This window comes from Glutamicibacter sp. NPDC087831, assembly GCF_044742845.1.
GTDB lineage: Bacteria > Actinomycetota > Actinomycetes > Actinomycetales > Micrococcaceae > Glutamicibacter.
In genome coordinates this window covers 193,222-210,146 of sequence record NZ_JBIUVH010000005.1, presented here as the reverse complement: position 1 = coordinate 210,146, position 16,925 = coordinate 193,222, and the positions used below count along the sequence as shown (strand labels likewise).

Sequence of the window (16,925 nt, the reverse complement as noted above, 5' to 3'; positions counted from 1 at the left end):
ACTTTCATAGATTTGCCACAACCCATCCGGTGAAAACACCGGCACAGCACGAAAGGAACTGCCATGAGCAAGCACTTCGTACCGGAAAACCTTCCGACCCACCTGCAGCACTACATCAACGGCGAATTCGTTGACTCCATCGGCGGAGCCACCTTCGACGTGCAGGAACCGGTAAGCAACACCAACTACGCCACCGTGGCTTCGGCACAGCCCGAAGACGTGGACCTGGCAGTTGCCGCCGCCAACAAGGCCTTCAAGGAAGGCCCTTGGGCCAAGATGCTGCCACGCGAGCGTTCCCGCGTGCTGCACAAGATCGCTGACATCGTCGAATCCCGCGACGAAGAGCTCTCGCTGCTCGAGTCCTACGACTCCGGCCTGCCGATCACCCAGGCCAAGGGCCAGGCCCGCCGCGCCGCGGAGAACTTCCGCTTCTTCGCCGACCTGATCGTCGCACAGGTGGATAACTCCTTCCGCGTCCCGGGACGCCAGATGAACTACGTGAACCGCAAGCCCATTGGCGTCGCCGCGCTGATCACCCCGTGGAACGTTCCATTCATGCAGGAATCCTGGAAGCTGGCTCCGGCCATCGCCACCGGCAACTCGGTGGTCCTCAAGCCTGCCAGCTACACCCCGCTCTCCGCTGGCCTGTGGCCAGAAATCTTCCGCGAAGCCGGCCTGCCAGAGGGCGTCTTCAACCTGATCTTCGGTTCCGGCGGCGTGGCCGGCGACTACCTGGTCAAGCACCCGGATGTGCCGCTGGTGTCCTTCACCGGCGACTCCTCCACCGGCGCCACCATCTCCACCGCGGCTGCGCCATTTTTCAAGGGCCTGTCCCTGGAGCTGGGCGGAAAGTCCCCTGCAGTGGTCTTCGCCGACGCTGATCTGGAAGCCGCCCTGGACGCCACCGTCTTCGGCGTGTTCTCGCTGAACGGCGAGCGTTGCACCGCCGGTTCCCGCGTGTTGGTCCAGCGCGATATCTACGATGATTTCGTAGCCAAGTTCGCAGAACGCGCCAAGAACATCCGCGTTGGCCTGCCGAGTGACCCGAAGACCGAAGTCGGTGCACTGGTGCACCCTAACCACTTCGAGAAGGTCATGGGCTACATCGAGATCGGCAAGACCGAAGGCCGCTTGCTGGCCGGCGGCGGCCGCGCCGAAGGCTTCGAAGAGGGCAACTACGTTGCTCCGACCGTCTTCGCCGATGTTGCCCCGGATGCGCAGATCTTCCAGGACGAGATCTTCGGCCCGGTTGTTGCCATCACCCCGTTCGACACCGACGAGGAAGCACTGGAATTGGCCAACAACACCAAGTACGGCCTGGCAGCCTACGTGTGGACCAGCAACTTGAAGCGCGCGCACAACTTCGCGCACCAGATCGATTCGGGCATGGTGTGGCTGAACTCCAACAACGTCCGCGACCTGCGCACCCCATTCGGCGGCGTGAAGGCTTCGGGCCTGGGCCGCGAAGGCGGCTACCGCTCGGTGGACTTCTACACCACCCAGCAGTCCATCCAGATCACCCTGAACGAAGCGCACTCCCCTAAGTTCGGCGTCTAGGAAGCACGCGCTTCCCGCCCCTAGTTTTTCTTGCTTGCAAAGGAGCAAATCATGAGCAAAGAGATCGCAAACCCGATCCCAACCCCTTCGGTTCCAGCACCGGATATCCTGCGCTGCGCCTACGCTGAACTGGTCGTCACCGACCTGGAGCGCTCGCGCAAGTTCTATGTGGACGTACTGGGCCTGCACGTGTCCTACGAAGACGAGAACCAGATCTACCTGCGTTCCTTCGAGGAATTCATCCACCACAACCTGGTGCTGACCAAGGGTCCGGTCGCCGCACTGAAGGCCATGGCTTTCCGCGTGCGTTCCACCGAAGAGGTCGACAAGGCCGAGGCCTACTACAAGGAATTGGGCTGCCGCACCGAGCGCCGCAAGGAAGGCTTCGTCAAGGGCATCGGCGACGCCGTGCGCGTTGAGGATCCACTGGGCTTCCCATACGAGTTCTTCTTCGAGACCACCCACGTAGAGCGCCTGCACATGCGCTACGACCTGTACTCGGCCGGCGAACTTGTCCGCCTGGACCACTTCAACCAGGTCACCCCGGACGTGCCACGCGGCCGCAAGTACCTCGAGGACCTGGGCTTCCGCGTCACCGAGGACATCCAGGACGACGAAGGCACCACCTACGCAGCCTGGATGCACCGCAAGGGCACCGTGCACGACACCGCTTTGACCGGCGGCAACGGCCCGCGCCTGCACCACGTGGCCTTCTCCACCCACGAGAAGCACAACATCATCCAGATCTGCGACAAGATGGGCGCACTGCGCATCTCAGACCGCATCGAGCGCGGCCCCGGCCGCCACGGCGTCTCCAACGCGTTCTACCTGTACATCCTGGATCCAGATGACCACCGCATCGAGATCTACACCCAGGATTACTACACCGGCGATCCGGACAACCCGACCATCACCTGGAACGTGCACGACAACCAGCGCCGCGACTGGTGGGGCAACCCGGTTGTTCCATCGTGGTACACCGAAGCTTCCAAGGTCCTGGACCTGGATGGCAACGTGCAGGAAGTCATCGAGCGCACCGATGACTCCGAGCTGGAAGTCACCATTGGCGCCGACGGCTTCTCCTTCACCCGTGCCGGTGACGAAGACGGCTCGTACCATGGCCAGGCTTCCAAGGGCTTCAAGCTGGGCAACCAGCTCTAAGCCAGGCAAGCTCTTCTAGACCCAGAGCTTGGCAGCTTCCCTGAGCTGCAACACAAGAATCCCGGGACATCAGCGAATTTCTTCGCCGATGCCCCGGGATTCTGCTTTTATTGGCCACGCTAATTCCTAGTCCATCGGCGAGACCCTGATCAGGTTGCCATCTGGATCCGCGGCAACAAAGGTCCTGCCAAAGACTTCGTCGTAAGGTTCTTGCACGATGCGCACTCCCTTGGCGGACCATTGGCGGCAAGTTTCGTCAACGTCACCGCCGGAGCCGGGGACCATCAAACCCACCTCGCTGGTGCGCGGGGTTTCCGGGACCGCATCTTCATTCTTGCCGGACCACACAGCGAAGCTCACCTGCTCGCTGAGGGCGAATGCCACATAGCGCGGCGAGACGAAGACGGGATCCATATCGAACAAATCGCCATAGAATTCGGCAGCTTTCCGGGCATCCTTGACATAAACGAGGAACAGGTTCGGGCGGGGCATCGGGGACTCCTGGGATCAATGAATTAGTGGACATTAGCAGTCCACCAGAAAATCACGACAGAACATGTCTTCTTTTCTGGGATACTTGGAGGTCATGAAAGCTTCCAGGCTGTTGCACCTGCTCTTGCTGTTGCAGACTCGTCAGCGCATCAGCTCCTCGGAACTGTCCCAGACGCTGGAGGTCTCGCGACGGACCATCCTGCGCGATGTCGAAGCGCTGTCCATGGCTGGCGTCCCTGTCTACGCCGAGCGCGGGCGCCACGGAGGAATCGCCTTGCTGCCGGGCTCCCGATTGAATCTGGCCCATCTGGAGCCGCCGGAGCTGGAAGCCTTGTCCGTGGCGGGGCTCGATGAACGGCATTTGGAACTTCTGGGCTTGCGGGACGCACATGCTACGGCGGCGCGCAAGGTCGCGCTGAAGCAGGACGCAGCTCCAGCGGCCCATCCCCGGGCTACGTTGGCCGATATTGTCATGGTGGATAGTTCTGCCTGGCTGTCGGGCCGGAGCCTGCTGGTCGATATCGCGGATCTGGCAACCGCGTTGCGGCTTCGGCGCCAGCTGCGCATCAAGTATCGGCGCAGTACCGAGGCGCACCCAGCGTTCCTGCTCGTGGATCCCTATGGACTCGTGGCCAAGTCCGGTCGCTGGTATCTCGTCGCCGAACAGCAAGGTGAGCAGCGGCTGTTCTCGTTGGAGCGGCTCTACTCATTCGAAATCCTGCAGGCGCCGGCAAACTTGCAGGTCGATGCCACCCTGCGCACGGTGTGGCTCTCGCTCAAGGAACGCACAGAGGCACCCGGGGACGTGATGATCACGGCCCGCCTGCGTGCAACTCGACTGGATTTGGCCCGGCGAATCTTGGGCGAGCGTCTCCGGGACGTGGACGCAGCCGAAGGAGGGTGGTACCCGATCACTATCGTGTTCCGGCAAATCCAAGACGTGCGCCAACTGCTCCAATTTGCCGACCATATCCACGTAACTGGTCCCCCAGCGGCACGTGACATGATTCGCGCGCTGGCCACCGATCTGGTTTCGCGCCATCAGGATCCATCCGCCGCACCGGTGCCCCGAGAGCCGGATCGCTCGTGATCGTCGCGAGCGCGCAAAGGCCGGCAACCGCTGCGGTTGCCGGCCTTGTGCTTCCTGCGCTGCTTCACCAGTGGCGGGGTCAGCGCACCGCCCGGAAACGGAAGGCGGAGCCCAGCGCCGCGATGCTCACGATGGCCAGCACCGCCAGGTAGTAGCCCGGGGCAATCGGCTGGCCAGTGGCCTGGATCAGGAAGGCGCAAATCATCGGGGTGAATCCGCCGAAAATCGCCACAGAGGTGTTGTAGCTGAAGGACAGGCCCGTGGCCCGCGACGAATCGCTGAAGACATCAGCCATCACCGACGGCAGCGCACCGAAGTACAAAGCCTTGAGCAATCCCAGGATGACCATTACGACCGCGAGGACCAGGAAGGTCTTGCCCGCAATCAACCAGAGGAACAGCGGGATGGTCAGCAGCATGATCGCCAGGGCGGCGGGAATCATGATGCGCAATCGTCCGAAGCGGTCCGAAAGGTGGCCCACCACTGGCGTGGCGAAGGTCAAGATCGCCCCGGAGATAATCAGCGAGGAGAAGGAAACGGTAGGGCTCATGCCCAATTGGCTGATGCCGAAAGTCGGCATGTACTGCAGCACGAAGTTCAGCGCTGTCGAAATAGCCAGCGCTCCGCCGGCGATGAACACCGAGGCCTTGTTCGAGCGGAACAGCTCGCGCACCGGGGCATGCACCGCGTTCTTGGCGCTGTGCCGATCCCCCGGGGCCGCTTCGGGCAGCGGCGCTTCATCGACGTGGCGACGGATCCACCAGCCGGCAGGGCCCACCAGCAGACCGATGAAGAACGGTATGCGCCAGGCCCAGTCGTTCATCTGCTCCGTCGTGAAGATACTGGTCAAAGCGACCACCGTGATGGCAGCCATCATCGCGCCCAGGCCTTGGCTTGCGAACTGGAAGCTGCCCAGGAATCCCTTGCGCCCCTTGTCCTGCGCCAAGAGGTACGAGGTGGCGGCACCGAACTCGCCACCGGCGGAGAAGCCCTGGATGAGCCGCCCCAGGATGAGCCCCAGCGGAGCGAAGATGCCGATGGTGTCGTAGCCCGGCAGCAGTGCAATGATCGCCGTACCCACTACCATCAGCCTGATAGTGAGGATCAACCCCTTTTTCAAGCCCTTGCGGTCCGCATAGGATCCGAGTACAAGTCCACCTAGAGGGCGGATCAGGTAGGAGATACCGAAGACCGCAAAAGCCTGGATGACCTCTACGGCCGGATTTTCCGAGGGGAAGAAGTTGTGGCCGATATAGATTGCCAACAGCGCATAGATGGCCATGTCGTACCACTCCAGCGCATTGCCAATGGTGGCTGCGGCGATACCGCGAGCGGTGGACTGGCGTCGGGCCGGCGCTGTCTGGTCTTTAACTGGTAATTGCTGATTTTCCATGCTGGAGTCCTAGATCTTCTCGCTGCTAGCCGCTACCGTGCGCGGCAAGGTCGTGTTCGTTGCCAGGTCATGGAAGAGCCCGCACATCATTTTCAGTCCTTGGCGCAGCACCGGCTCCAGGGCGTGCTCGTTGGGCCCGTGCTGCTGGCACCCCGGATAGGAATGCGGGACCCACAAGGTCGGCAGGCCAAGCGTCGATTCGAAGACCGCATTGGGCAGCGAACCGCCGATATTGGGCAAGACCACCGCGGGCACGCCGGTGCTCCGCTGGATGGACTCGCTGGCCCAGCGCACCCAAGGGTTGTCGGGGTTGGTCCTGCTGGCCGGGAAGCACTGTCCCATGGCCAGCTGCACCATCGGGTAGCCGGCCTCGTCCAGTGCCCGCCGGATCGCCGCTTCCAGCCCCGCCAGATCCGTTCCAACGACGAAGCGCAGTTGCAGGACCGCCCGGGCCTCACCCGGGATGGCATTGACCGGCCGGGCGACGTCGGCCGATTGCAGCGCGATCACCTCCAGGGTATTCCAGGCGTAGAGCCGTTCTGCCGCGCTCAGCCTGGTGTCGCCCCAGCCGTCGGCCAATTGCGGGTTCTGCGCTCCTCCGCCCACCTGCACCGATTGGAGCGCTTGGCGCACCGAGTCGGGCAGTTCGTCGGGAAGCAGCCCTGGTACTTGGATACGCCCATGCCCATCGACCAGTGCACCGATCGCGCCAGCCAACGTGGTTGCGGGGTTGCGCAGCAGGCCGCCCCAATTCCCTGAATGATAGCCGCCCGCGCGCAGCGGAATGCTGAGTTCGAAGGTCGCCCCACCCCGTGCGCCAAGGAATATCGTGGGTTCCTGGGCTGACAATCTGGGGCCGTCCGAGGCGATGAAGAGATCTGCGGCGAGTTCTTCGCGGTGCGCCGCGGCGTATTCATCCAGCTGCGGGGACCCGATTTCCTCGCCGGCTTCGAACAGGAAGACCGCGTTGAATCCCAATTCCCCGCGCTGGGCCAGCAGCATCTCGAAGGCCTTGAGGTTCACCAGGTGCTGGCCCTTGTTATCCGCCGCGCCGCGTCCGTACCAGCGCTCGCCCTGGGCATCCAGCACGAAAGGATCGCGCCCCTGCTCCCATTGCCCCGCTTGGCCGTCAACCACATCGGCATGCCCGTAGCACAGCACCGTAGTGTAATCCCGATGTTCTGTGCGAACCGCGCGCAGGAAAGAATTGCCCGATCCCCGCCAGTCCAGATCAAGCCGCACAGTAAAGCCCATGCTTTCGAGCCTCGATCGTAAGTTCTTATCCAGATATGAGTTCGTTGCAACCCTCTGGCTGGGGTCGGTGCTGACCGTCGGGCAGGCAACCAGCTCGGACAAGTCCTCGAACAGCTCCCCCGAGTCGACATACTTGTCCGCAGCTACTAGCAAATCTTCTCTATTTGTCATGATTTCTCCCCGCTCGGCGTGTTGTACTGTAGATCACATTAGGAGATGGGCGCGACGGGAACCAGTGCCGTTTCGTGCATCAGGTTTGAGTTAAATGCAAAATGCTGATCGAACGGGAACAAGAGAATGCAAACATTGCCAACGGCGCTGCGCTACTTCCATGAGGTGGCTAGCACGGGATCTATTTCCGATGCCGCCGAATCGCAACATGTTTCCGCGTCGGCGATCAGCCGGCAGATCAGCCAGCTCGAACGCCACGTCGGCGCGGCAATTTTCCGCCGCCATGCCCGCGGCATGGAATTGACCGATGCCGGGGTGCTGCTGCTGGCCCATACCCGCCGCATGCTCTCCGAAGGCGAGCAACTGGCTCAGGATCTGAGCGAGCTCTCCTCGGGGGCTTCACGAGTCATCGAGGTGGCCAGCTCGGAAGGACTTGCTGCCTCGGTGACTCCTCGCGCCGTCTCCGCGTTCTGCAAGGAACATCCCGAGGTGACGGTTCACCTGAGCGTCTTGCCCTCGGCCGAGGCCACCAGGCAGGTTATCGAAGGCACTGCGGATCTCGCGACGATCTTTGCCCTGGGCCCGCAGCGCCATGTAACCGTCGAGCATTCCTGCCCAGCTCCGGCTTATGCCGTGGTTTGCGCCGACCACCCCCTGGCTGAGCGGACGCAGCTGTCGCTGGCCGAGCTCTGCGAGTACCCGATGTCCATGCCGGCCAAGGGCATCACCCAGCGCGAGCTTTTTGACATCGCCACCTCCATGGCCGGACTCACGCCGAAGATCGCGCTAACTACCGATCACATCAATCCGGCCATGGAGTTCGCGCGTTCCGGCGCGGGGGTGACCTTGCTCAGCCGCTTCGCTCGTCGCGATGGGCTGAGCCAAGGGCTGAGGTTCATCCCGATTGACCATCCGGCTCTGGCCGAACGCAGCGCACAGATCCTCACCATGCCGCGACGCCGGCAACCAGCCTTGGTCAGTGCGCTGATCCAGCAGATCACGGCCCTGATGCAGGAATACTGATCAGGGAAGAACGCGGCCTCGCCGCAGGGGCCGGCATGGGATTCTACTGGCCGAACAGCGGCCCCAGCTAATGGGTGGCGGTGCGGCACGGAGGCAGTCGCATGTACCGTGATGGCCCCTCCGAGGGATCGCTGATTGCCGGAGGCTTCGCTCGTCGGGTGCACCCGGGATTCGAACGGCGAGTATTTGCGCAGGCGGAGCCGAGCGAGCGCCGGAAGCGTTCGGAGCAGTCGTGGTTGACGGCGCTCTTCCTGATCGTGATGACGTGCTTTCCTAGGTGCCTTTCGAGCAACTGTCGGCCCAATTGATGGAGGGGCTTCCGTGCCGGAACACAAGCCGGGGGCAGTGACCCGCGAGCTCGTATCATTGCCGGCAGGCAGCTCAGCGCTGGACACGGTGGCACGGACTCCCACCTGCCATTCAGCGCGTTCAGCCCCGGGCTGTGCCCCGTTCCCGCACAGCCTTGCGCCAGCCGTCAACGATATCCCAGCCAATGCCGGCCGCGATTCCGCACCCGAGCAGCACGGCGAGAATGCGGAAGATACCGCCATTGCCAGCGGCCTGCGCGTTGCCGGCGGCGAACCCGTCGCTTCCGGCAACCGCAACGAACGAGAGGAACTCCGGGTTGACGAGCTCGCCGCGCAGCAGCAGGATCAGCGCCCAGGCCGCGAAGGCCAAGGCGAGCACGGTGTTCAGCACCGCCATGGCAGTTGTCCAACGACGCAGGCGGAACAGCGCGACGGCGAAGACGGCCTCGAGGATGATCAGTGCGAACAGGACGCCGATCCACCACGGCCACAGCCCCGGGCTGAGGATCGGGATCGGTTCACCGCCTGTGGGGAAGAATCCTCGGACCAGATCCCACACCACCGCGCCGGCGGCGATGCCCAGGAATACCAGCGACGCGATCAACTCGCTGCGGCCCGCGCCATCCTCGGGAATTTCCGGCAGATGGTCAACATCCCACTTCACGCCAGTGTCCGCGCCAGTGCGCTCGAGCACGACGAACACGAGCGTGGTCCAGAAGCCCACGTGCACGATGACCTGCAGCCCGACGGAAAGCGACTGGACGATGCTTTCGCCCACGTCCTGTCCAGAGACCAGCAAACCCAGCGCCATTGCCCCTGCCACGCAGAGCGGCACGATCCACAGCAGCAGTTTCAGCAGGTGCCACCAAGCCAGATAGTACTTCGGCCCGATCAGGTGCAGCGGCCGGTCTGCGTAGCCGGCGGCGAGGATGCCGGGGTCGCCGAGTTCGGCCAGGACGCGGCGTTCCGCCTGCTGCGCGGCTTCGCCTTGGGCTACGCGCGCCTCGATGGCGTCGGCAATGGAGGCTTCGAGTTCGGCGCGGATGTCGTTCCGCATCCCGGGCTCGAGGCTGCGGATCGTGGCCGAGATGTAGCGTTCGGTCAATGTGGCAGTCATGTCAGTGCTCCTCTTCGGTGAGCGAGGCGATCGCCGTTGCCAGTGATCGCCATTCCGTGGTCAACGTGTCGGCAAGGCGGATACCGTCAGGCGAGGTTCGGTAGAACTTGCGTGGCCTGGCCTCCTCGGTGTTCCACTCGCTGGTGAGGTAACCCTGCTTCTCCAGGCGCCGCAGCAGCGGATACAAGGTGTTGGCATCGGTGGAGAAACCGTGGTCGTCGAGCTGCTCCAGCAGGCTGTAGCCATACCCGGCACTGCGCAGCAGCTGCAGGCAGGCAAGCACAACGGTGCCGCGTCGCAGCTCTTGCAGTTGGGTGTCGAACTCTTCCATGCCGCTCACATTACCGTGCGTCACACACTATCGTCAATCACACATTACTGTCACAAGGTGAGAGCGGGTGTTCAATACTATTCGTTGCAGAACTGGGCATCGCAGCCGGAAGTGAGCGGGGCGCTGAGGCGGGACAAGCAAACCAGCAAGTAACGCATCGCGTAGCGGCAGGACTGGCGACTGGACTGGAGTGCCAAGATCTGTTGAATTCCAGCGCAGCGTGGTCCATAGATCGGCAGTGGCCGCGCTTTTCCAGCCCATCGCCCATCGCCTTTTGATAACTGCGAACTTTCCGCAACAGGCCAACCTCCGGCCACGGAGGCCTTCCGCGCACTGCGCGCGGGAGAATAGCAAAAGCTAGCGGCCGGCAGCACCTCGAGCCGCCCGGACATCGAAGAAAACGGCTCCGGCGGAAAAGTGCCAGCCACGCCCGGCAGCAACTGGCTGAACGGCTTTGCGGCTACCTGCCGTCCCTAAGCAGGGCCACGTCGGAGACCATTTCTATATGCTCGCCCATCGCGGCGGCGGCACCCGTGGCATCGCCGCGGCGAATCGCATCGGCGATTTTCAGGTGCGACTCCAGCGAGCGCTCCGGGCGTCCTGGCTGCCCCAACGATTCGATGCGGGTTTCGAGCACCATCTCGGCGATAAACGTCATGAGTTTTTGCAAAACCGCTGATTTAGCTGCAGCGGTAATTGCCTCGTGGAAAAGCTCATCACCGCGCTCGCCACGGCCGCCCTCGCCAATTTCCGCGGCCATCACCTCCAGCGCGTGATCGATTTTGCGCAGGTCCGCCTCGGTGCGGCGTGCGGCAGCCAGCGCGGCCAGCTTGACCTCCAAGGTACTGCGCGCCTCGACGATATCAGGCAACCGGCTCTTGTGCTCGCGCAGTTCGCGCAGCACCGTGGCGACGCTCGGACGGTGCACGAGCACCGCGCCGGTTCCATGCTGCACGTCGATGACCCCGAGTACTTCCAGCGCCACCAGGGCCTGGGCCAGGGTCGCTCGCGAGACGCCGAGCTGTTCTGCCAGCTCGCGCTCGGCCGGCAGATGGTCGCCGGGCCCCAACTGCTCTGCTTCGACGAAAGCCAGGATCTGCTGCATCAACTGCTCATAGAGCCGAGGACGCTGCACCTTCGCGAACGCCCTGGCCTTCTTGGCTTCAGCCACAACCACTCCCCACCTGAAAATGTGTTCTTCCTCAAACTTACACCGAAAATTACCTTGACAAGACACCGGGAGTCTAGGAGGCTAGGCCAGTGAGCCAGTGACACCCGTCACAGCAAAACCACTCAGTGCAAAGCCTCCCGAAAAGGATTACCCATGTCTGTCGCACTCGTCTCCATCATCGTCTTGGCGGTGATGTTCATAATTGCCACGATGTTCCCGATCAACATGGGAGCCCTGGCCTTCGTTGGCGCCTTCCTGCTCGGCACGATATTCCTCGGCATGGATGCCAAGGACATTCTCGCCAGCTTCCCCGGAGGACTGTTCTTGACCCTGGTCGGGGTCACCTACCTCTTCGCCATAGCCCAGAACAATGGCACCATCGACATCCTGGTTGACCGGGCGGTGAAACTTGTCGACAACCGGATCTCGCTGATCCCCTGGGTCATGTTCGCCATCACCGCAGCCATTACCGCCATTGGCGCCCTGGGCCCGGCAGCGGTGGCGATCATCGCCCCGATCGGCCTGCGCTTCGCCCAGAAATACGAGATCAACCCGCTCATGATGGGCATGCTGATCGTGCACGGCGCGCAAGCCGGCGGCTTCTCCCCGATCGCCGTCTACGGCGTGATCGTCAATGGGCTGATCCAGGAAGCCGGGTTCGCCTTCAGCCCCACCGCCCTGTTCCTCACCAGCTTCGCCTTCAACCTGGTGATCGCCATCGTGCTGTTCCTGGTCCTGGGCGGGCGCAAACTGGCTGGCCAGCGGGCCAGCGCCATCGCCGAACGCGTTGCCGAGGCCCGCCTGTCGGTCTCCGTGGGCTCGCAGGCAGCCGATGTCGATTTCAAGGGAAGCGGCTCGGGAACCTACGGTCCCCGCGATCCTGCCGGCGACGGCGCCGCGCCGCATGCCCCGGGCCAGCGCTTCGGCCAGGCAATGACCATCCTCGGCCTGGTCGCCCTGGCCGTGATCGCATTGGGCTTCAAGGTCGACGTCGGCTTCGTTTCGATCACCATCGCTGTCGTCCTGGCCTTGGTCAACCCCGCTGCCCAGAAGGGGGCGGTCAACAAGATCAGCTGGTCCACGGTCCTGCTCATCTGCGGCATGCTCACTTTCGTCGGAGTCCTGGAGGAAGCCGGCACCATCGAATACGCTTCGAACGCCGTGGCGACCCTGGGAGCACCGCTGCTTGCGGGCTTGCTCATCTGCTACATCGGCGCCGTTGTCTCGGCTTTCGCATCATCCACTGCCATCCTGGCCGCGCTCATCCCGCTGGCGATCCCGTTCCTGGGCTCGGGCTCGATCAGCGCTACCGGATTGATCTGCGCGCTGGCCATCGCCTCTACCATCGTGGATGTCTCGCCCTTCTCCACCAACGGCGCCCTGGTCCTTGCCAACGCCCCGGAAGGCACCGACAAGGACCGCTTCTACAAGCAGGTCCTGGGCTACGGCGGCATCATCGTCCTGGCCGGCCCTGTCCTGGCCTGGGCGCTGCTGGTCTTGCCCGGCTGGCTGTAGGCACCAGCGGAACCGCCAATCTTTCCACTCCTAGGAGGTATCTCTTGAGCTCGATTACAGTCCAACCCGAAGAAACCCTGGCCACCGGCACCGGCCCCCTGAGCGGCTACGTGGTCCTTGACCTGACCCGTGCACTGGCCGGGCCTCACGCCGGAATGATGATGGGCGACCTGGGTGCCAAGGTCATCAAGATCGAAGCGATGGGCACCGGGGACGACACCCGCGGCTGGGGCCCACCCTTCGTCGGGCCGGAAGACAACCGGCAGGCCACCTACTTCCTGTCATGCAATCGCAACAAGCAGTCTGTTGCGCTGAACCTGAAGGATTCCGCGCACCAAGCCAAGCTGGCCGACCTGGTCAGGAACTCGGATGTGCTCATGGAGAACTTCCGCACCGGCGTGCTGGACCGGCTCGGCTTCAGCGTCGAGGTGCTCCATGAATTGAATCCGCGGCTGGTGATCCTGTCCATTACCGGCTTCGGGCACGACGGCCCCGAATCCCACCGCAGCGGCTACGACCAGATCCTGCAGGGCGAGGCCGGGCTGATGTCCATTACCGGCTCCGGCCCGGAGGATCCGCAGAAAGTCGGGGTGCCCATCGCGGATCTGCTCTCGGGGATGTATGGAGCGTACGGGGCGCTGGCAGCGCTGCTGGAACGCGAAAGGACCGGTCGCGGCCAAGTGGTCCGCACCTCCCTGCTGGCCTCGATCATCGGGGTCCATGCCTTCCAGGGCACCCGGCAGACCGTGGCCGGGGAGAATCCCCAAGCCATCGGCAACCACCATCCCTCCATTGCACCCTACGGCCTGTATTCCTGTGCCGATGGGAAAGTGCAGATCAGCATCGGCAGCGAAAAGCTCTGGCAGGCCTTCGCCTCCCGGTTCGGCTTGCCCGCCGGGGATCCCCGCTTTGCCAGCAACTCCCAGCGCGTGGAGAACCGCGCGGCGCTCAATGAGCTGATCGAACGGGCTTTTAGCGCATACGATGCGGCGCAGCTGCTCAACTCCCTTGACGCAGCCGGCATTCCAGCGGGAAAGGTGCGCTCCATCGAGGAGGTCTATGACTGGGACCAGGTCCACTCCCAAGGGCTCGTCGTGGAGGTGGAGCACGAAGTGCTGGGCAGGGTCAGCCTGCCCGGCCCTCCCCTGCGTTTCTTCGATGCCGCCACCAGCAAGGAGACCACCCGCAAGGCGCATACCGCTCCGCCCCTGCTCAATGCTGATGCAGCGGACGTGGACCGCTGGCTCGAAGAGCAGAAGGAAGACCAGTCATGAGCACCAGAACCCAACGGATTGACGCGTCGGCGCTACTGTCCATCGTCTTGGATGAAGACTCCTTCGAGTCCTGGGACAGCCAGCCGCAGCAGCCCGAGCTCAGCGAATCCTATGCGGCCGACCTCGATGCCGCCCGCGCAAAAAGCGGCACCGATGAATCGGTGCTCACGGGCAAGGGGCTGATCCAGGGCCGCGAAGTGGCGGTGATCGTCTCGGAATTCAACTTCCTGGCCGGTTCCATCGGGCAGGCTGCCGTGAAGCGCATTGTCGCGGCCATCGAGCGCGCAACGGCGGCCGGACTGCCGCTGCTGGCGGGGCCCGCTTCCGGGGGCACCCGCATGCAGGAAGGCACCTTGGCCTTCCTGGGGATGGTCGCCATCACCGATGCGGTCCGCCGGCACAAGGCGGCAGGACTTCCCTATCTGGTCTACCTGCGCCATCCCACCACCGGCGGTGTCATGGCCTCCTGGGGCTCTTTGGGGCACATCACCGTTGCCGAGCCAGGGGCGCTGCTGGGTTTCCTGGGTCCACGGGTCTACCAGGCACTCTACGGACAGGACTTCCCGGAGGGCGTCCAGGTCTCGGAGAACCTGTTCCGCAAGGGCTTGATCGACGCGGTTGTCCCGCCGCAGGACCTTCCGCAGCTAGTGGACCGGGCACTGCAGATCCTGCAGCCGGTACGAGATTCCGGCGCTTTCCCTGCACCGGTGGGCAGCATCTCGTGCAGTGCGGACGAGGACGCCTGGCGCTCTGTGCAAGCCAGCCGGAACCCGCGCCGACCGGACACCCGGATGCTGCTGGCCTCAGCTGACGACGCGCTGCCCTTGAACGGAACCGGACAGGGAGAGAAAGACCCCGGGCTGATACTGGCGTTGGCGCGGTTCGCAGGACAGCGCTGGGTGGTGCTCGGCCAGCAGCGGCCGCGGCACCCGGACACGGCCAGCCTCGGGCCCGCCTCGCTGCGCGAGGCCCGCCGCGGGATGCAACTGGCCCAGGAACTCGGCCTGCCGTTGGTCACCATCATCGACACCACCGGCGCCGAGCTCTCGATACAGGCAGAGGAAGGCGGGTTGGCCGGAGAGATTGCCCGCTCGCTCAGCGAATTGATCGGCTTGCGGTCCCCCTCGGTGTCGGTGCTCCTCGGCCAGGGTACCGGCGGCGCCGCACTGGCGCTGCTGCCGGCGGACCGGACCATCGCAGCCCGCAATTCCTGGCTCTCGCCGTTGCCGCCCGAAGGCGCCAGCGCCATCATGCACCGCAGTACCAGCCATGCCCCGGATATGGCCCGCCAGCAGAAGATCGGCGTTGCTTCGCTGTGCGCCTTTGGCCTGGTGGACCACGTGGTGGACGAGTTCGACGACGCTGCCACCCGGCCGCGCGAGTTCTGCCAGGAACTCGGAACGGCTATTGCTGCGGAGATCTCCTTGGCCCTTGCCATTCCCGAGGCAGATCGGTTGGAGCGCCGGCAGAAAAAGTTCCAGAACTTGGGACGAGCCTCCAGCTAGTTCCGCACTGGGACACCGGGCCGGTCCGGCAACGGCTGCTGGACCGGCCATTGGCATGCCTGCCACCGCCACTGCCGTCTCGCCGGGCCGGCCGGCTGCACTCTGCAGGCACGTGGAAGTTCAAGGATCAGGCTTCCTGCCCAAATGCCGGCCGCCATGCGTAGAGTGGGACTCGACAGGAACTACCCAGCGAGGCGGACTATGCGCGAGCACAAATCGATGATCGATACGGCCAAGGACATCGCGTCCGGCGCCCACGAAGGACAGGTCGACAAGCTCGGCGCCGCGTCTATCGGGCATCCGGCACGAGTGGCCGGGCACGCCCGCGACCTCGGCGGTTCGCCAGAAGCCATCGCGGCCGCCTGGTTGCATGATGTGATCGAGGATTGCGACGTGAGCGCGGCGGACCTGCGTGCCGCAGGCCTTCCCGACACGGTCATCGTGGCGGTGGAATTGCTGAGCAAGCGGCCCGGGCAGAGCCTGGAAGAATATTGCGCCGGAGTGCGCGGCAATGCGCTGGCCTTGCTGGTCAAGCAGGCGGACCTAGCCGATAACACCGACCCGGAACGCACAAGCCAGCTGGATCAGGCTACCCGGCAGCGGCTGGCCGAGAAATACCAGCGCACACGGTCCCTCCTGGGTCTCTAGCAAGGCACCGAGTCCTGGGTTCACCCCGGGTCTGCCCGGAAATAGCTCCTTGCCAAGATCCCCGCCACGCACGGCCAGCACTTCTTCGCCGGCATCCGGTGGCGGCACCTGATCACCGCGCAGAACTCGGAATGCTGGATATTTCCCGCAGCCCCCTTGCAATCGGGCGCCATTGGGCAAGACTTGGACTATGGCAACAGGCAGAAGCACAGTGTTCGAAAACCGCAGCCATGCCGGCGCCGCGCTGGGCATGAAGCTGTCCACCCTGCTGCCCGCCGGCGAATACACCGTGCTGGGTTTGCTGCGCGGCGGAGTGCCCATCGCCCATGAAGTGGCCAAGGCCCTCGGGGCCACACTGGGCGCGGTGGCAGTGCGCAAGCTCGGGGTGCCGCGCAATCCCGAACTGGCATTCGGCGCCATTGCCCGGTACGGGATTAGCAGCGCTCGCCACATCAACGAGGCGATCTACCGCCGGGCTCTGCAGTATTTCGGCAAGGACGAACTCGAATCCCTGGAACGCGGCACCGGTGCCGACCTGCTGGCTCTGGCCAGCACCTTCAAGGACTACTGCCCCGATCTGGCCGAGCGCGACCTGCTGCTTTGCGATGACGGAATGGCCACGGGCGCCACGATGAAGGCCGCGCTGGATCTTATCCAGGACCTGGATCCCGCCTCCATCACGCTGGCAGTTCCGGTGGCTTCGCCTGGAACGGCTGCCGAATTGGCACCCCGGGTCAATGGCATCTGCCAACTGCTCACCCCGGAAAATTTCACTGCCGTCGGAGCCTTCTACGAGGACTTCGGGCTAGTGGGCCAGGACCAGGTCCTGGAAATGCTGCGCTCCGCGCGGTGAGGTCCCAGGACCTAGTCAGCCAAACCGGTCTTCCTGTTCAGGATAGACAGGCCTGGCCAACC

At 63.8% G+C, this 16,925-nt stretch carries 15 protein-coding genes; 9 read left to right on the top strand and 6 right to left on the bottom strand.

Annotation, left to right across the window (positions count from 1 at the left end; all coding sequences use genetic code 11):
* Nucleotides 1–63: 63 nt before the first annotated feature.
* Nucleotides 64–1,557 carry a 5-carboxymethyl-2-hydroxymuconate semialdehyde dehydrogenase gene (gene hpaE / locus ACIOJF_RS15765; protein WP_105658032.1) on the top strand — a complete coding sequence of 498 codons (1,494 nt, stop codon included), beginning with the start codon at nt 64–66 and terminating at the stop codon, nt 1,555–1,557.
* Nucleotides 1,558–1,620: 63 nt separating this feature from the next.
* On the top strand, nt 1,621–2,718 hold the full coding sequence (hpaD, locus tag ACIOJF_RS15760) for a 3,4-dihydroxyphenylacetate 2,3-dioxygenase (RefSeq protein WP_332488693.1): 1,098 nt from the start codon (nt 1,621–1,623) through the stop codon (nt 2,716–2,718).
* A gap of 126 nt (nt 2,719–2,844) precedes the next feature.
* Here the strand turns inward: hpaD and ACIOJF_RS15755 are convergent, their stop codons facing one another.
* Nucleotides 2,845–3,210 (bottom strand): VOC family protein, encoded by a 366-nt coding sequence (locus tag ACIOJF_RS15755; protein WP_105658031.1) that lies wholly within the window; start codon nt 3,208–3,210, stop codon nt 2,845–2,847.
* A 94-nt stretch (nt 3,211–3,304) separates the two neighbouring features.
* On the opposite strand from ACIOJF_RS15755, the gene ACIOJF_RS15750 reads away from it, so the two are divergent.
* Complete coding sequence (locus ACIOJF_RS15750; RefSeq protein ID WP_105658030.1) at nt 3,305–4,300, top strand: YafY family protein; 996 nt, start codon at nt 3,305–3,307, stop codon at nt 4,298–4,300.
* A gap of 79 nt (nt 4,301–4,379) precedes the next feature.
* Here ACIOJF_RS15750 and ACIOJF_RS15745 read toward each other — a convergent pair whose 3' ends face one another.
* Entirely contained in the window at nt 4,380–5,693 is a 1,314-nt protein-coding gene (locus ACIOJF_RS15745) for an MFS transporter (RefSeq protein ID WP_402741859.1), read from the bottom strand.
* 9 nt (nt 5,694–5,702) lie between these two features.
* Entirely contained in the window at nt 5,703–7,118 is a 1,416-nt protein-coding gene (locus ACIOJF_RS15740) for a M20 family metallopeptidase (protein WP_402741858.1), read from the bottom strand.
* Between the two features lie 126 nt (nt 7,119–7,244).
* Here ACIOJF_RS15740 and ACIOJF_RS15735 point away from each other — a divergent pair, with 126 nt between their 5' ends.
* Complete coding sequence (locus ACIOJF_RS15735) at nt 7,245–8,141, top strand: LysR family transcriptional regulator (RefSeq protein WP_105658027.1); 897 nt, start codon at nt 7,245–7,247, stop codon at nt 8,139–8,141.
* A 429-nt stretch (nt 8,142–8,570) separates the two neighbouring features.
* Here ACIOJF_RS15735 and ACIOJF_RS15730 read toward each other — a convergent pair whose 3' ends face one another.
* The 3 genes from ACIOJF_RS15730 to ACIOJF_RS15720 form a co-directional block, all read right to left on the bottom strand.
* The gene (locus ACIOJF_RS15730) at nt 8,571–9,566 is read right to left on the bottom strand and encodes a permease prefix domain 1-containing protein (protein WP_402741857.1); all 996 of its coding nucleotides are present in this window, start codon (nt 9,564–9,566) and stop codon (nt 8,571–8,573) included.
* A gap of 1 nt (nt 9,567) precedes the next feature.
* Nucleotides 9,568–9,897, bottom strand: a complete 330-nt coding sequence (locus ACIOJF_RS15725; protein ID WP_105658025.1) for a PadR family transcriptional regulator — start codon at nt 9,895–9,897, stop codon at nt 9,568–9,570.
* 460 nt (nt 9,898–10,357) lie between these two features.
* Complete coding sequence (locus ACIOJF_RS15720) at nt 10,358–11,068, bottom strand: FCD domain-containing protein (protein ID WP_332498674.1); 711 nt, start codon at nt 11,066–11,068, stop codon at nt 10,358–10,360.
* 153 nt (nt 11,069–11,221) lie between these two features.
* Here ACIOJF_RS15720 and ACIOJF_RS15715 point away from each other — a divergent pair, with 153 nt between their 5' ends.
* From ACIOJF_RS15715 to ACIOJF_RS15695, 5 genes are all read left to right on the top strand, one after another.
* Nucleotides 11,222–12,583, top strand: a complete 1,362-nt coding sequence (locus tag ACIOJF_RS15715) for an SLC13 family permease (RefSeq protein ID WP_105658024.1) — start codon at nt 11,222–11,224, stop codon at nt 12,581–12,583.
* A 44-nt stretch (nt 12,584–12,627) separates the two neighbouring features.
* Nucleotides 12,628–13,857, top strand: a complete 1,230-nt coding sequence (locus ACIOJF_RS15710) for a CaiB/BaiF CoA transferase family protein (RefSeq protein ID WP_402741856.1) — start codon at nt 12,628–12,630, stop codon at nt 13,855–13,857.
* Nucleotides 13,854–15,362 carry a carboxyl transferase domain-containing protein gene (locus tag ACIOJF_RS15705; RefSeq protein WP_402741855.1) on the top strand — a complete coding sequence of 503 codons (1,509 nt, stop codon included), beginning with the start codon at nt 13,854–13,856 and terminating at the stop codon, nt 15,360–15,362. Before ACIOJF_RS15710 ends, ACIOJF_RS15705 begins: the two co-directional genes overlap by 4 nt.
* 201 nt (nt 15,363–15,563) lie before the next feature.
* Nucleotides 15,564–16,010 carry an HD domain-containing protein gene (locus ACIOJF_RS15700; RefSeq protein ID WP_402741854.1) on the top strand — a complete coding sequence of 149 codons (447 nt, stop codon included), beginning with the start codon at nt 15,564–15,566 and terminating at the stop codon, nt 16,008–16,010.
* Between the two features lie 190 nt (nt 16,011–16,200).
* Nucleotides 16,201–16,863 (top strand): phosphoribosyltransferase, encoded by a 663-nt coding sequence (locus tag ACIOJF_RS15695; protein ID WP_402741853.1) that lies wholly within the window; start codon nt 16,201–16,203, stop codon nt 16,861–16,863.
* Nucleotides 16,864–16,925 lie beyond the last annotated feature (62 nt).

What these genes read in the sequence shown, in the direction of transcription:
- ACIOJF_RS15725 (WP_105658025.1), bottom strand. Translation starts at nt 9,897, where the DNA reads ATGGAAGAGTTCGACACCCAACTGCAAGAGCTGCGACGCGGCACCGTT.
- ACIOJF_RS15695 (WP_402741853.1), top strand. Translation starts at nt 16,201, where the DNA reads ATGGCAACAGGCAGAAGCACAGTGTTCGAAAACCGCAGCCATGCCGGC.
- ACIOJF_RS15755 (WP_105658031.1), bottom strand. Translation starts at nt 3,210, where the DNA reads ATGCCCCGCCCGAACCTGTTCCTCGTTTATGTCAAGGATGCCCGGAAA.
- ACIOJF_RS15735 (WP_105658027.1), top strand. Translation starts at nt 7,245, where the DNA reads ATGCAAACATTGCCAACGGCGCTGCGCTACTTCCATGAGGTGGCTAGC.
- ACIOJF_RS15715 (WP_105658024.1), top strand. Translation starts at nt 11,222, where the DNA reads ATGTCTGTCGCACTCGTCTCCATCATCGTCTTGGCGGTGATGTTCATA.
- ACIOJF_RS15750 (WP_105658030.1), top strand. Translation starts at nt 3,305, where the DNA reads ATGAAAGCTTCCAGGCTGTTGCACCTGCTCTTGCTGTTGCAGACTCGT.
- ACIOJF_RS15705 (WP_402741855.1), top strand. Translation starts at nt 13,854, where the DNA reads ATGAGCACCAGAACCCAACGGATTGACGCGTCGGCGCTACTGTCCATC.
- ACIOJF_RS15745 (WP_402741859.1), bottom strand. Translation starts at nt 5,693, where the DNA reads ATGGAAAATCAGCAATTACCAGTTAAAGACCAGACAGCGCCGGCCCGA.
- ACIOJF_RS15730 (WP_402741857.1), bottom strand. Translation starts at nt 9,566, where the DNA reads ATGACTGCCACATTGACCGAACGCTACATCTCGGCCACGATCCGCAGC.
- ACIOJF_RS15700 (WP_402741854.1), top strand. Translation starts at nt 15,564, where the DNA reads ATGCGCGAGCACAAATCGATGATCGATACGGCCAAGGACATCGCGTCC.
- ACIOJF_RS15740 (WP_402741858.1), bottom strand. Translation starts at nt 7,118, where the DNA reads ATGACAAATAGAGAAGATTTGCTAGTAGCTGCGGACAAGTATGTCGAC.
- hpaE (WP_105658032.1), top strand. Translation starts at nt 64, where the DNA reads ATGAGCAAGCACTTCGTACCGGAAAACCTTCCGACCCACCTGCAGCAC.